The organism is Thermostichus sp. MS-CIW-23, from assembly GCF_054059455.1.
Genome location: NZ_JBSSCC010000005.1, coordinates 78,651 through 92,955, shown reverse-complemented (window position 1 = coordinate 92,955; position 14,305 = coordinate 78,651). Strand labels below are relative to the sequence as shown.

The 14,305-nt window shown below is 58.3% G+C and carries 13 protein-coding genes; 8 read left to right on the top strand and 5 right to left on the bottom strand.

Annotated elements, in window-relative coordinates:
• Positions 1 to 117: 117 nt before the first annotated feature.
• Entirely contained in the window at positions 118 to 909 is a 792-nt protein-coding gene (locus ACVW0B_RS03335; protein ID WP_414355744.1) for an ABC transporter permease, read from the top strand.
• Positions 910 to 1,233: 324 nt separating this feature from the next.
• Here the strand turns inward: ACVW0B_RS03335 and metH are convergent, their stop codons facing one another.
• On the bottom strand, positions 1,234 to 4,908 hold the full coding sequence (gene metH / locus ACVW0B_RS03330; RefSeq protein WP_457490948.1) for a methionine synthase: 3,675 nt from the start codon (positions 4,906 to 4,908) through the stop codon (positions 1,234 to 1,236).
• A gap of 648 nt (positions 4,909 to 5,556) precedes the next feature.
• Between metH and rpoD the strand changes: the two genes are divergently transcribed.
• The 4 genes from rpoD to ACVW0B_RS03310 all read left to right on the top strand — a co-directional run bounded on the left by rpoD (position 5,557) and on the right by ACVW0B_RS03310 (position 8,674).
• On the top strand, positions 5,557 to 6,768 hold the full coding sequence (gene rpoD, locus ACVW0B_RS03325) for an RNA polymerase sigma factor RpoD (RefSeq protein ID WP_414417736.1): 1,212 nt from the start codon (positions 5,557 to 5,559) through the stop codon (positions 6,766 to 6,768).
• A gap of 84 nt (positions 6,769 to 6,852) precedes the next feature.
• On the top strand, positions 6,853 to 7,131 hold the full coding sequence (locus ACVW0B_RS03320; protein WP_011433785.1) for a hypothetical protein: 279 nt from the start codon (positions 6,853 to 6,855) through the stop codon (positions 7,129 to 7,131).
• Positions 7,128 to 7,913, top strand: coding sequence for an adenosylcobinamide-GDP ribazoletransferase (locus ACVW0B_RS03315; RefSeq protein WP_457490947.1), 786 nt, complete (start codon positions 7,128 to 7,130; stop codon positions 7,911 to 7,913). Before ACVW0B_RS03320 ends, ACVW0B_RS03315 begins: the two co-directional genes overlap by 4 nt.
• 302 nt (positions 7,914 to 8,215) lie before the next feature.
• A complete protein-coding gene (locus tag ACVW0B_RS03310) occupies positions 8,216 to 8,674 on the top strand; it encodes a molybdenum cofactor biosynthesis protein MoaE (protein WP_457490946.1) in 459 nt (152 codons plus the stop codon).
• 6 nt (positions 8,675 to 8,680) lie between these two features.
• On the opposite strand, the gene ACVW0B_RS03305 is transcribed toward ACVW0B_RS03310, so the two are convergent.
• Both ACVW0B_RS03305 and ACVW0B_RS03300 read right to left on the bottom strand, forming a co-directional pair.
• Positions 8,681 to 9,613: a bifunctional riboflavin kinase/FAD synthetase gene (locus ACVW0B_RS03305; protein ID WP_414355748.1), complete on the bottom strand. Its 933-nt coding sequence runs from the start codon at positions 9,611 to 9,613 to the stop codon at positions 8,681 to 8,683.
• A 33-nt stretch (positions 9,614 to 9,646) separates the two neighbouring features.
• The gene (locus ACVW0B_RS03300) at positions 9,647 to 10,132 is read right to left on the bottom strand and encodes a CGLD27 family protein (protein WP_011433781.1); all 486 of its coding nucleotides are present in this window, start codon (positions 10,130 to 10,132) and stop codon (positions 9,647 to 9,649) included.
• A gap of 184 nt (positions 10,133 to 10,316) precedes the next feature.
• Here ACVW0B_RS03300 and ACVW0B_RS03295 point away from each other — a divergent pair, with 184 nt between their 5' ends.
• Entirely contained in the window at positions 10,317 to 11,333 is a 1,017-nt protein-coding gene (locus tag ACVW0B_RS03295) for an FHA domain-containing protein (protein WP_414355750.1), read from the top strand.
• Between the two features lie 107 nt (positions 11,334 to 11,440).
• The gene (gene hpxZ / locus ACVW0B_RS03290) at positions 11,441 to 11,878 is read left to right on the top strand and encodes an oxalurate catabolism protein HpxZ (RefSeq protein ID WP_457490945.1); all 438 of its coding nucleotides are present in this window, start codon (positions 11,441 to 11,443) and stop codon (positions 11,876 to 11,878) included.
• Here the strand turns inward: hpxZ and ACVW0B_RS03285 are convergent.
• On the bottom strand, positions 11,830 to 12,942 hold the full coding sequence (locus ACVW0B_RS03285; protein WP_414344504.1) for an ATP-dependent 6-phosphofructokinase: 1,113 nt from the start codon (positions 12,940 to 12,942) through the stop codon (positions 11,830 to 11,832). The two genes, hpxZ and ACVW0B_RS03285, sit on opposite strands and share 49 nt — an antisense overlap.
• A gap of 491 nt (positions 12,943 to 13,433) precedes the next feature.
• On the opposite strand from ACVW0B_RS03285, the gene ACVW0B_RS03280 reads away from it, so the two are divergent.
• Positions 13,434 to 13,793 carry a pentapeptide repeat-containing protein gene (locus tag ACVW0B_RS03280; RefSeq protein ID WP_414344503.1) on the top strand — a complete coding sequence of 120 codons (360 nt, stop codon included), beginning with the start codon at positions 13,434 to 13,436 and terminating at the stop codon, positions 13,791 to 13,793.
• 29 nt (positions 13,794 to 13,822) lie between these two features.
• Here the strand turns inward: ACVW0B_RS03280 and coaD are convergent, their stop codons facing one another.
• Positions 13,823 to 14,302, bottom strand: coding sequence for a pantetheine-phosphate adenylyltransferase (gene coaD, locus ACVW0B_RS03275; RefSeq protein WP_011433776.1), 480 nt, complete (start codon positions 14,300 to 14,302; stop codon positions 13,823 to 13,825).
• Positions 14,303 to 14,305 lie beyond the last annotated feature (3 nt).

The window sequence follows — 14,305 nt, the reverse complement described above, 5'->3', positions numbered from 1 at the left end:
AACAGACTTTAGCGTGATGGACAGGGTTGTAGGCGGGTGTATAAAGCCTAGGGAGTTGCTGCAATTTTGGCAGCCTGCTCTACAGTGGGATAGACGCAACTGAGATAGCACACGCGAATGTTGGCAAGGATACCTAGCTGGCTGCGGGGAGTCAGCTATGCCATCTATGGTTTTCTCTACCTGCCAATTCTGCTGATCGCCGTCTACTCATTTAACCGAGCCCGCTTTGGGCTGGCGTGGACAGGTTTTACCTTCGATTGGTACCTTTCCCTGTTTCAGAATGCCCTGGTCTGGCAGGCCACGCAAAATACCCTCGTCCTGGCGTTGGTCAGCACGCTGGTCAGCACGCTGCTGGGATCCCTGCTGGGCTATGGGCTGTATCGCTATCGCTTCCCCGGTAAAAAGATCCTGCAGGGGCTGATGCTGTTGCCGGTGATCGTCCCCGATATTGTGATGGCCATCGCGCTGCTGCTGTTCTACCAGTTTGTGCGCTTTTACACGGGCCTCTTTGAGCTGGGCTTGGGGACGATGATCTTGGCCCACATTACGTTTCAGATTGCTTTTGTGGCTATTGTGGTGCGCAGCCGTCTCCAACTTTTGGATCCTGCGTTGGAGGAAGCCGCCTATGACCTCTATGCAAACACCTGGCAAAAGCTACGCTATGTCACCTTGCCCTTGGCCATGCCAGGGATCCAAGCTGCCGCTTTGCTGGCTTTTACCCTTTCGATAGATGATTTTGTCATCTCCTTTTTTACCAGTGGGCCGGAGAGCCTGACCTTGCCAATTTTGATCTACAGCACGGCGCGACGAGGAGTTACCCCGGAAATCAATGCCCTCTCCACCTTGATCATTCTGGTTACCTTGATCTTGGTCGTGGGCTTCCCCCTGCGGAGTGCTCCGCACCGCTGACGCGAACAGCCGCTCCCGCCTGGGATCCCGCTAGCCGTTCTCGACAGTTCCCCCTCTTCCCCTGAGAGAGGTTGGAGATGAGGGCGTGACATACTCCCATCGCTGACCCTACGGGTACAGCGTGGGCTTCTCGCTTCATCGGGGAGCCTACGCAAGAACCCTCCACGAGCAGACACGGAATGCCCTACCGCGTAGTTGCACCAGATTCCGGCAAAAGCCGTTTTGTGCAAGTACTCCCATCATACACCATGTGGGGGTATCTGTATCCCGACACTGACTCTACGAGTACAGTGCGGGGCTTAGCTACCCCCACACCCCGACAAGCTAAGTGTTGAAGTAGCGGGCTGCCGGATGGTAAGCAACGATGGCGGTGGTGGACTGTTCCGGATCCAATTGATCGCTTTCGTCCATGGTCAGGCCGATGCGATCGGCCTGGAGCACCTGCAGCAGAACCCGTTGGTCGGCGATGTTGGGGCAGGCGGGATAGCCGAAGCTGTAGCGGGATCCCCGATAGCCCTGATGCAGGATCTTGCGGATGTCGGGGCTATCTTCGTGGCCAAACCCCAGCTCCCGCCGGATGCGCGCATGGCACCATTCCGCCAGGGCTTCCGCCAGGGTCACAGCCAGGCCGTGGAAATACAGGTAGTCGGTGTACTGGCCCTCGGCAAAGAGGCGCTGGGCATAGGCGGTGGCCTCTGGGCCCACCGTAACCGCCTGCATGGGGAAGACATCTACTAGGCCAGTGGAGCGATCGGCAAAGAAGTCAGCGATACAGTAGCGGTGGCCGGTTTTTTGGCGGGGGAAGGTGAAGCGGGCCAATTCCCGCACCCCTGGAGAGAGTTGCGGGCGCTCCACCGTGGGCAGTTGGAAGTAGGTGGTGGAGTCGGGCTCCAGGGCAAACAGCTCCGGGAAGCTGGCCGGGTCGAACAGGATTAGAGTATTTCCTTCTGCCTGGGCCGGGAAATAGCCGTAGACAATCTGGGGGTGCAGCAGATCTTCTGCCAGGATCCGATCTTTCCAGCGCTCGATCACCGGATCCACCTGGGTGGCGATAAACTCGGCAAACTCCTCTGCCGACTGGTCGCGGGGCTTGCGAATCTGCCATTGGCCGGCCACCAGGGCTTGCTTGTCGATGTAGAAGAAGACTTCCGGCCAAGGGATCTGATCTGAGGTGAGAACCTGGGATCCCCAGAAAGGCGGGATGGGTCGCTCGGTCTCCAGGGCAACGGCTTCAGAGCGGCGGGTGTCTTGGGACTCGGAGAGGGTGAGGGCGGGAGCAGCTCCCACGGTGGTCTCCGCAGGGGGCAGGCTGGGATCCGTTTCCTCTGGAACCCAAGAAGCCTCTTTCTGGCCATTGGCAGAGGGGGATCCCAGCTCTAGGTCGTCCAGAAAACCCAGCCGGTCATCCCAGCGGCCAGCAGCCTTGGCCTGCATTAGCCGATCCATAAAGTTCAGATCAGTAAAGGCATCGCGGCCATAGATCACCTGGCCTTTGTAGGTCTGGCGGCAGTCTTCTTCCACAAAGCGGCGGGTAAGGGCCGCCCCTCCTAGGATGACCGGCACGGTGATGCCCCGCTCGTTAAACACCTCCAAATTCTCTTTCATAAAGGCCGTGGATTTCACCAACAGGCCGCTCATGGCAATGCAGTCGGCCTTGCTCTTTTCATAGGCTTCGATGATGTTTTCCACCGGCTGCTTGATGCCCAAGTTAATTACCCTGTAGCCGTTGTTGGTGAGGATGATGTCCACCAAGTTTTTGCCAATATCGTGGACATCCCCCTTGACGGTGGCAATCAAAAGAGTGCCTTTGCACACTTCCCCTCCCACCTTTTCCATGAAGGGCTCCAGGTATTTCACCGCCGCTTTCATGGTTTCTGCCGACTGCAGCACAAAGGGCAGTTGCATTTTGCCAGCGCCGAAGAGCTCCCCCACCTCCTTCATGCCGTCCAGCAAAAAGGTGTTGATGATCTCCAGGGGAGGATATTTCTGCAGTGCCTCCGCCAGGGTCTCCTCCAGGCCAATCCGCTCCCCGTCAATGATGTGCCGCCGCAGGCGCTCCTCCAGAGGCAGCGTGGCCAGGGATCTGGCTGCCCGCAACTCTTGGCTGGAAACGCCCGCAAACAGCTCCGTCAGCCGCGTTAGAGGATCGTAGGTGCAAATGCCCGAGGACTCCGTCCCGCTAACGCGAACGGCGTTGAACGCTCGCCGATCCCAGATCAAATCCCGACACACCTGCTGCTGCTCTGCGGGGATCTTGTTCAGGGGCAGGATCTTGGCGGCACTGACGATAGCGGCATCCAGGCCGGCCTCGCGGCACTCGTGCAAAAACACCGAGTTCAACACCACGCGGGCTGCCGGCGAGAGCCCAAAGGAGATGTTGGAAATGCCCAAGAGAATGTGGGTCTCCGGGAAAGCCTGGCGGATACGGCGGATCCCTTCCAGGGTGGCTGCTCCGTTGCTACGGTCTTCCTCGATGCCGGTGGAAATGGGCAAGGCCAAAGGGTCAAAGAAAATCTCGTAGGGCGGGATCCCGTACTCAACCGCCTGGCGATAGGCCCGCTCGGCAATCTGGAACTTCTTGTCGGCGGTGCGGGCCATGCCCTCTTCGTCGATGGTGCCGATGACCACCCCGGCGCCGTAGGTTTTGGCCAGCTCCAGCACCTTTAGGAAACGTTCTTCCCCATCCTCGTAGTTGGTGGAGTTGAGCAGACATTTGCCTCCCGCCACCTTGAGGCCCGCTTCCATCTTTTGCCAATCGGTAGAATCCAGCATCAGGGGAATTGGGATTTGGGTGACCAGCCGCGAGACCAGCTCCCGCATATCCCGCACCCCATCCCGGCCCACATAGTCCACGTTGACATCCAACACATGGGATCCCTCCCGCACCTGCTCGCGGGCCAGGGCCACCAGGCCGTCCCAGTCTTCGGCGTTGAGCAGCTCCCGCATCTTTTTGGAGCCGCTGGCGTTGAGGCGCTCGCCGATGATTAAAAACGAGTTGTCCTGCAGGTAGGGCTGGGGCGTGTAGATCGAGGCAGCAGCCTGGATCCGTTCGATGCTACGACGTTTGGGCCGCAACCCCTGCACGGCTTCCACCAAGGCGGCGATGTGCTCCGGACGGGTGCCGCAACACCCTCCCACCACCGCTACCCCCAGATCCCGCACAAAATGCTCCAGGTGGAAGCGCAACTGCTCCGGGGTGAGCTTGTAGTGGGCTTTGCCGCCGATGTTTTCCGGCAGGCCAGCGTTGGGGATGCAGGAGATGGGGAAAGGAGAATGGCGGGACAGATAGCGGATGTGTTCGACCATCTTGTCTGGGCCAGTGGCACAGTTGAGGCCCAGCACATCGATGGGATAGGGCTCCAGGATGGCCAGGGCCGCCCCGATCTCCGTGCCCACCAGCATTGTCCCTTGTACCTCAAAGGTGAGGGACACCACCACCGGCAGGCGGATCCCGCGTCGGGCAAACTCCTGCTGCACGGCCACCAGAGCCGCCTTGGTCTGCAAAATGTCCTGGCAGGTCTCGATGATCAGCAGATCCGCCCCACCGTCAACTAGCCCCTGCACCTGCTCCTCGTAGGCAGCCCGCATCTCATCAAAGCTGATGTGCCCCAGGGTGGGCAGCTTGGTGGTGGGGCCAATGGAGCCGGCCACAAAACGGGGCTTTTCCGGCGTCGCAAACTCGGCTGCTACCCGCTTGGCCAGTCGCGCCGCCGCCACGTTCAGCTCGTAGGCTTTTTCCGGGATCCCATATTCGGCCAAAACGATGGAGGTGGCCCCAAAGGTATTGGTCTCAACAACGTCTGCCCCCACCTCCAGAAAGCCGCGGTGTACCCGCTTCACCGCCTCCGGCTTGGTCAGCACCAGCATCTCATTGCAGCCCTCCAGCTCCGGCCCACCAAAATCCGCTGCCGTCAGGTTCTGGGCCTGGAGGGAGGATCCCATCGCCCCATCGAAGACAATTACACGTTCCTGGAGACAGTGCAGGAAGGGATGGGTCATAGAAGTCAAAGACAGGCAGGGTGTCATCGACCTAGAGTCTGATTTAAGTTAGCATCGAGCCATTTGCTCGGACTAGGCCGAAGGATGGATCCCTGGCCAGGGCTTCCATTCTGGCCATTGTTGAGGCGAATTTAACATTTTCTTTGCCTGCCCCGTTGCTGTTTCCCCCAGGTCGGGCTAATTTAGGGAAGACGTTTTGGTGTGAACGGCTACAGTTGCTCGCAAGTGTTCCTCCCAGGGTCACTTGCCGCCTGCTGTAGAGCGATCTTCTCCTCGCGGGTTGGAGTGGTTGAGGTGCTGAATGTTCCGCCCCCCCAGTGAAGTGCCTCGCACCCCGTCGCAGGATTGGCGAAGAGAAAGATCCACCTCTCGCCATCTTGAGAGGTTCCGCCCACCAAGATGACGGGTCTTGCGCCAGTTCAGTTGAGCCCCATGAGCGATATCTGCTTCCAGATTGACCCGAGCAATCGGTTATCCAGAAGCGGGCAGGCTTGCCTAGGGCAACTCAGGCTTTGGCTTGCGGATATCGGCTCCCTCACTCTGGCGTTGTGGGATGCAGCAGGGCTGCAACTTGCTCCTCTCCCTTTGGCGTCTAAGCTCCCTTAGTCACCTTTAGTTGTCTGTGATTAGGATCACGAGGAACTCAGCATGGCTCAAGCAAAGGAATTGGTGAAATCTGGTCAAACAGCTCTTCTCGAATCGGATCTGGAAAATCCACCTTCTGGCACCCTGGAGTTGGACACGGAGACAGATACCCTCGAGAGCGAACTGGATACCGGTGACACTGATGCTTTTGATGAGGATGACGACGACGAAGAGGCAGCAGAGGAGGATGGAGAGACTGCCGCCGCCGGTGCCAAAGGTCGCTCAAAGCGCAAGGCGGCCAGTAAGAAAAAGCCCTACACCGATGACTCTATCCGGGTCTATTTGCAAGAAATTGGGCGTATCCGGCTGCTGCGGGCCGATGAAGAAATCGAGCTAGCCCGAAAAATTGCCGATCTGCTGGAGCTAGAGCGCGCTCGCGAGGCCGTTTTTCAGCGTATGGGCCTCTGGTCAGACCCAGAAGAGGTGCCGGACACCCTCTGGGCAGAAGAGGTCAAGATGTCCTTGCCGGAATTTCGGCGGCGGTTGCATCGGGGGCGGCGGGCCAAAGAAAAGATGGTGCAGTCTAATCTGCGTTTGGTGGTGTCCATCGCCAAAAAGTACATGAACCGGGGCCTGTCTTTTCAGGATTTGATTCAGGAGGGATCCCTGGGCCTGATTCGGGCAGCCGAGAAATTCGACCACGAGAAGGGCTACAAGTTCTCCACCTATGCGACGTGGTGGATTCGACAGGCCATCACACGCGCCATTGCCGACCAATCCCGCACCATTCGCCTGCCTGTCCACCTCTACGAGACGATCTCCCGCATCAAAAAGGTAACCAAGTTGCTTTCCCAGGAATTGGGCCGCAAGCCCACCGAAGAGGAGATCGCCACCCGCATGGAGATCACCATCGAGAAGTTGCGCTTTATCGCCAAGTCGGCCCAGCTCCCCATCTCTTTGGAAACCCCCATCGGCAAGGAAGAGGATTCTCGGCTGGGAGACTTTATCGAGTCGGATGGGGAGACGCCGGAGGATCGGGTGGCCAAAGTCTTGCTCAGAGAAGATCTGGAAAGCGTTTTGGAAACCCTCACCGCCCGCGAACGGGATGTGTTGAAGTTGCGCTACGGCTTGGATGATGGCCGCATGAAAACTCTGGAGGAAATCGGCCAGATCTTTAATGTCACCCGTGAGCGAATCCGGCAGATCGAGGCTAAGGCTCTGCGCAAGTTGCGCCACCCCAACCGCAACAGCGTGTTGAAGGAATACATCCGGTGACTCTGGGGCCCATTCCTTCTAGCTCTCAGGGAGAGCCGGGGCAAGGGATCCAAGAGAGTTCCCGGCCCCCTAAGGCAGACTGAGTTGGAACTGCCAACCCGCGCGATGGAGGATCTTCAGCATGAACTCGAACCAGACTCCGCGGATCCCAGTCTTTCTGAAAAAGCAGCCCTCTTTCTGGTGTTGGCCGCGGTGGGCGCCATCGGAGCTTTGGTGGCCAAGCTCACCATTGTCAAGCTCACCATTGTGGTGGGGCGCACCGTTCGCAAGGATTCCTATTTTCTCTCCCAGAGGGCTGGATTGGCGGATCCCTTTACACAGACTCAAGGACTGAGCGATTGCGGCGCTTCTGGGCAGCCTTGACTTTCTACACGGCCCTGCCTCTGGGGTGGGTCGGAGACTTGCCGTTTGAGGGCATTGCCGCCTGGCTGCCAGGGGTAGGTGTGTTGCTGGGCGGGATCCTCTCCCTGGCTGGGATCCTGCTGCAGATTTTCCCCAATCCGGTGCGGGCCGCTTTGCTCTTGGCCCTGTGGGTTCTCTTGACCGGTGGGCTGCACCTGGACGGGGTGGCCGATACTGCCGATGGCTTGGCGATCAATGTCCACAAGAATCCTTACAAAGGGGATCCGGAACGGTCAACTGAGGATGGGCAAAAATCTGACTTGCAGGGATCCCGTCGCCGTCTGCAGGTGATGAGCGATAGCCACACCGGGGCCTATGGGGTACTGGCCTTGGTGCTGCTGCTGCTGCTGAAATTTGCTGCCCTGAGCAGCGTTCGAGCTTGGCCCCTCTTGCTGCTGGTGCCCGCCTGGGGGCGTTGGGGCCAGCTGCTCGCCATTGCCCTGTACCCCTATCTGCGAGGGCAGGGATCCGCCCGCTTCCTCAAAGACTCCACTTCCCTGCCGGGATCCCTGTGGCCGGGCACTCTGCTTGTGCTGGCCATCACCGGGGGGTTGGGCTGGGCTGGGATCTTGGCTTGGCCCCCTTTGCTGCTCTGGACGCTGGGATCCGCCCTGGGGGCTTGGGCCGTGGGCTACTGGATCTACCGCCAGTTGGGAGGACACACGGGCGATACCTACGGAGCTACGGTGGAATGGTCAGAAGCGATAGCATTGCTGTGGGGATCCCTTATTGGGCCATCATGAATCTGATACATTTACGCTGAACACTGCTGAACATCACTGTTCAACTATGCAGCGATAGCATTCTGTTTGTTTCCATTCGCGTTAGCGGGACGGAGTCCAAACAGAATGGCGGTATCCCGCAAAGCTTTGAGTAGAATACCCAAAGCGCAGTTTCCGTGTCGTCTTACTACCAATTTTCTGCTTTGCTTTGGCTACCATGTTGGCAGACTCGAAAGTAAACAGAAAGATCAACTGGTAGTAATCCGTACTGAACATATTATACATTATTTTCAGTATAGTTGAGCTTATTATTGACTAGAGTCATGCTCCTGACCGTCCTGAAGACTTCCTTCCAGATCACCCTGGCTCCCCTGTCCATCGACCGTGTCCACCAAGAGGCCTCCCATCCGGGCAATGGAGCTGTGGTGGTGATGAGCGGTACCGTTCGAGACAACACCAATGGCCGCCCTGTCGATTACCTGGAATACCAAGCCTACGAGCCCATGGCTCTGAAGGTCTTCGCCGATATTGCCCGACAAATTCAGCATCGCTGGCCAGATGCCAACAGTGTGGTCATCCACCACCGCATCGGCAAGCTGCGCATTGGCGAGATCAGCGTCTTGGTGGCGGTGGGCACCCCTCATCGGGCCGAAGGGTTTGCTGCCTGCCAATTTGCCATCGACACCCTCAAGCACAACGCCCCCATCTGGAAAAAAGAATACTGGCGAGATGGCACCAGCGCCTGGGTGAGCATCGGTGCTTGCGAGCTCTCTTCGGCATAGATCCCCCTACACCATACCCACTTGCTCAGCCAAACCCAATTGCTGGCGGGCTGTTTGGCAATCTTGCTGAATTTGCTGAATCAAATCTGCCACCGTGGGAAATCTCCGCTCTGGGCGGATAAAGCCCCGTAGCGCCACCCGCACCTCTTGCCCGTAGAGATCTCCTGTCCAATCCAATAGATGCACCTCGACGGTGTGCTGTAAACCGGCAAACGTGGGCCGATGGCCAATGTTCATCACCCCAGGTAGAGCTGCCGCAGCAGCAGGCACATCCACCCAAACGCTGTACACCCCATCGCGGGGCAAAAACTTCTCCGGAGGCAAGCGGAGGTTGGCGGTGGGAAAGCCCAGTTGTCGGCCCCGCTGATCCCCTTGCACCACTTCTCCCGTTAGCCGGTAAGGACGACCCAAGAGCGCTTCGGCGGTGGACACCTCCCCGGTCGCCAAGGCAGCTCGAATGCGAGAGCTGCTCACCCGTTCCCCGTTCAGTTTCGCCTCCGGGATCACCTCCACCGGAATGCAGCGCTCGGATCCCCAAGCCTGGAGCGTTTGGGCGTTGCCGGAGCGACGGTGACCAAAGCAAAAATCCCAACCGACGCTGAGATGGCGAACGCGCAGGCCCTGTTCAAGTACCGTTTGGATAAACTCTTGGGGGGGCTGGCAGGCAAATGCAGGGGTGAAGGGGAGCAGTACCACCTGCTCAAAGCCCATTTGCGCCAACAGATCCAGCTTTTCGGCAGGGGGAGTGAGCAACAGCTGAGGCCGCCTCGTCAAGACTTCCTGGGGATGGGGATGAAAGGTGAGGACAGTACGTACCCCCTGAAGAGAATCTCGAATCGGCTGCAGCACCTTCTGATGGCCCAGATGCAAGCCATCGAAGTTCCCGATGGCCACAGCGGTGGGTCGCAAGGTTTGAGCCAGATCAGAAGTGATGTGCACTGTCCGGGATCCTAAAAACAGCCAACCAACTGCCTACCCCAGAGGCCACAGCAGGGCCACCAACCCACTCAAGCCCACTACGCCCCACAAGCTCCGTCGCAGGCGCTGCAACACAGGATCAATCTGATACCTGACAATCAGCCGATGCTGAGCCAGCTCCTCTTCTGACTTGGCATACATCGCCCCATCGTACCAGCCACTTTCTTCATAGGGAATCTGGGCTTGTACCAAGCGCCGCCGCACATAAGCCCATCCCAAGTAGAGATGGAGCAACACCAGGCCGAGCAAGACATTGGCCCCCAGCACCGACCCAGAGACAAAGTGGCCCCAATCTCCGGCAAAGCTGCTCCAAACCAGCGGGGAAACCGCCAGCACAACAGCTCCCCAAACCCCAAAGATTCGTTTTAAGTAAGGGATCCACCCCAAAGCAGGCCAGGAAAAAGGAAAGGCTTCCCTCAGCTCTGCATATTGCCGGAGCGGCTGTTGCTCAGCGGGAATGGGATGGGAGGGATCCAGCATAGACCTTAACGTATCTACACAAAATGATATCGGTCGGGTTGGCCCCCCGCCAAGCCCATCCTCAGACCTCCATCTCTCGACGAAGACAGCCTAGAAATCCAGCCCAGGCATCTTCCCGATCAACCGAAGGGGAGCGGGGTATCGTATTTATTAAAGTGTGGTCGCGTCTACAACTTATCCCATCATGAGCGTCACGAGCGAATCTGCCGCCACTGCCGCACCCTATGTAGTCTTAAAAGAGCCGGATGGCAGCCAAAGAAAACACGTTCTCTCGGGAGCGACCGCTTGGACCTTAGGCCGTGATGAGGACAACGCCATCGTCTTGAGCGATCCCAGCGTTTCCCGCCAACATGCCCTGCTGCAATACCTCGACAACAACAGCATCTATCTCATCGATCTGGGCAGCCGCAACGGCTCGTTTGTCAACAATCGCCGCGTCAGCATTCCCACCCTGCTGCAGGATGGGGATCACCTCACCCTTGGACAATCCCAGCTGGAGTTCCACAGCGGATCCCTGGCCAGCTCGGAACCCAGCCCTGCGGCCAAACCTTCGGACACCCTGGTTTTACAAACCCGCTGGCTGATCTCGGTGGCGGTGGTGGATGTGCGAGGTTACGGACAACTGACTCAACAACTGGACGAGCGCCTGCTTTCCCAGGTGATGGGCGATTGGTTCCGGCGGGGTGGGGATATCATTCAGCAGTACGGGGGCACTGTCGATAAATACATTGGCGATGCGATTATGGCCGTTTGGTTCCATGTGCCCCAAGCCAACACTGCTTCTCTGGGCACGGAAGTGCCGGGAATTCACCTCGATGTGAAGTCGGTTTTGCAGGCCATAGCGAAGCTGTTTCAAATGACCGAGCAGCTGAACGGTGAGTTTCCGCTGCCTTCTCCCATTCGTCTGGGGGCAGGGGTCAACACAGGCTCGGCAATCGTGCGCCAGGTGGGCAACAACACCCGCCAAGAATATACGGCTCTGGGAGATACGGTGAATTTGGCCTTTCGCATCGAGAGCGCTACCCGCACCCTCAACGCCGACTTGGCAGTCAGCCAGGACACCTACACCTGCTTGGCCAAACAACTGGGGCAGGCAGCCGCCTGCTTCTCCCATCAGGCCGTAGAGCTGAAGGGGTACGCCCACCGCCATCAGGTGTACTACTGCGATGTGCGGTCTTTGCAAGCCGTTCTCAGCCCCTAGATCCTAGAGATGTCTTGCCGCACGATGGGATCCCGCTGTTCTTCCAGAACCTCCTGCTGCTCCTGGAGCCGATAGGATCCCATTTCGATTGCACGAGAGCCCGGCCCATGAGTGTGGTGAATCGCCCCGAGGTGGTGGCAGAGCTAACCGAACTCTACCATCAGTACGAAGCTGCCCTGACGAGCAATGATGTGCCCACCCTGAACCGCCTGTTTTGGGATGGCCCCCCGGTGGTGCGCTTTGGTGTGGGGGAAAATCTCTACGGGGGAGACGAGATCAAGGCTTTTCGCCAACGGCGTCCTCCCACGAATTTGGCCCGCGAGATGCTGCGTTTGCAGGTAGTCACCTTTGGGGCGGATTGCGGCTCGGTCACCCTAGAGTTTCGCCGTCCGGTGAACGGGATCCCTCGCTTGGGCCGCCAAAGCCAGATGTGGTACAGGTTCCCCGATATCGGCTGGAAGATCGTCTCTGCCCACGTGTCCTTTTTGCCGGAAGATCAGGGGGAAATGCTGCGCAAAAGCTGCGGATCCACCTCGCCCACATAGGTATTCAGCCCAATGGCCGTGGCGATCAAAGCCCCATCCACCTCCACCCGCCGATACTGGGAGATGGCCTCTGCCAGGGGCACATCCACCACCCGCCGATTTTGCCAGGCCACCATGCGGTCGTATTTGCCTTGGGCGATCAAGTCCACAGCAGCCACCCCAAAGGCTGCTCCCAGCAGGCGATCCAGAGGAGAGGGCGTACCTCCCCGCTGCAGGTGGCCCAAAACCATAACCCGCGTCTCGATGCCGGTGCGCAGGGCGATCTCATTGCCGATGTAATGGCCGATGCCGCCGTAGAGAGACTGCCCCAGGCTGTTGGTGTAGGTCACCGGCTCCCCCGACTCGGTGCGAACTGCCTCCGCCACCACCACGATGCTGAAGTTATTGCCCCGCTCTTTGCGGTCGCGGATTCTTTTGCAGACATTCTCCAGCTTGTAGGGAATTTCCGGGATCAAAATCACATGCGCCCCCCCGGCAATGCCGGCGCTGATGGCAATGTGGCCAGCATCCCGCCCCATCACCTCCATGACCATGACTCGGCTGTGGCTGATGGCCGTGTAGGTGAGCTGATCTAGAGCTTCCACAGCCACGCTCAAAGCCGTGTTGAACCCCACCGAGTACTCGGTGGCACCGACATCGTTGTCGATGGTCTTGGGGATCCCGACAAAGTTCCAATCCCCCTGCAGAGCCAGTTGCCGGAGAATGGCCAAGCTGCCATCCCCCCCCACCCCAATGAGGGCATCCAACCCAAGCCGGTGGTAGCCGGTGATCACTTCTGCCGAGCGATCCACCAAGCTGCCATCGGGCATAGGGTAGGCGAAGGGGTTGCCTTTGTTCACGGTGCCCAAGATGGTGCCGCCGTAGCGCAAAATGCCGGAAACCCGCTTCACATCCAGCAGCTCCGCCTCCACCGGTCGAGCCATGAGCCCTGCCGTCGCATCTTTGATGCCATAAACTTCCATGTCGTAGTCGCGGGCCCGCCGCACCACCGCTCGAATCACGGCGTTGAGGCCGCCACAATCGCCGCCGCTGGTGAGGATCCCGATTCGCTTACGTTTGGGCATAGAGCTCTAGTTAAAGAAAGGTGAACATCCTGAACAGAGATAAGGGTCTATATCGCTTGCAGAGAATCCCTACTCAATCGCAAACTACGGATGTGATCCAGTCGATCATTGTCCCGATTATCTTGGTTCAATCAGCTCTGGAGAAACACCTTCTGGTTGGGGGAGTGCTGAAAAAGAAGAAATTGAGGGATCCATACAGCCCAGCAAGATCAGGTCAGCTTGCGCTCCCGGTGGGGCTTGGAGTTGGCGATCAAGCCCAGCCGCTAAGCATCCTTCACAAAAAGGATTAAGAAACATTGCTGCACAAGCTGCCGATTGGGAAAGCCTTCGATATCTCTGAGGATAGATCTTTTCAATCAAAAAGACTTGGGGGCAACGATCCACTCAAAAACTGAAATCATTTGTTAAGCAGGGATGATCAAAACCTGGTCAACCCGATGATAGGGATGAGGATAGAAATAAGGCATCCAGTCTGATTTGGGAGCAGTACCATGACTCAAACCATTGCCCAGTGTGCTCTACAAGGGGCCTCAGAGTTGCTCAGCCGCTACCAGCGGGGAGAGCGCCATTTTCCCCAGTCCTGCTTGGAGTATGCCTTTTTGAGGGGGGTCGATCTGCGAGGGGCCAATCTCGAGGGATCCGATTTGCATGGGGCCAACCTGCGCTACGCCAACCTGCGGGGCAGCAATCTGGCAAAGGCCGACCTGCGCTGTGCCGACCTGCGCTATGCCGACCTTGAGGGAGCCTGCTTGGAAGGGGCCAATTTGAGGGGATCCCTCTACAATCACAGCACCTGCTTCCCGGTGGGGTTTGATCCGGTGACGGCAGGGATGCAGCCCTTTGAATTTTGATTGGGGAAGGAGAGGGGATCCCTGAGCCCTCAGGCCAAGGGAAAGCGCTCCCGCAAATCTCGAATCACCGGAGCGGGCACCAGATGATCGATGGGGCCGCCCAGCTTGGCGACTTCCTTCACCAGGCTGCTGCTGACAAAACTGTGCTCGCTGGCGGTGGCAAGGAACAAGGTTTCCAGTTCGGGAGCCAGCAGCTTGTTGGTGTGGGCCATTTGCAGCTCCACATCGAAGTCCGACAAAACTCGCAAGCCGCGCACGATCACCTTTGCCCCCCGTTGGCGGGCATAGGCCACCGTCAGACCTGAAAACGTATCAACTTCAACATTTTTGAGATGGGCCGTGGACAGGCTAATCTGGGCTTGCCGCTGCTCTGGGCTGAACAGAGGGGTTTTGTTGGGGTTTTTCAAGACGGCGACGATTACCTTGGAAAAAAGACGGCTGGCCCGCTCGATAACATCGAGATGTCCAAGGGTAATGGGGTCAAAGCTGCCGGGGTAGAGGGCGATCATGGC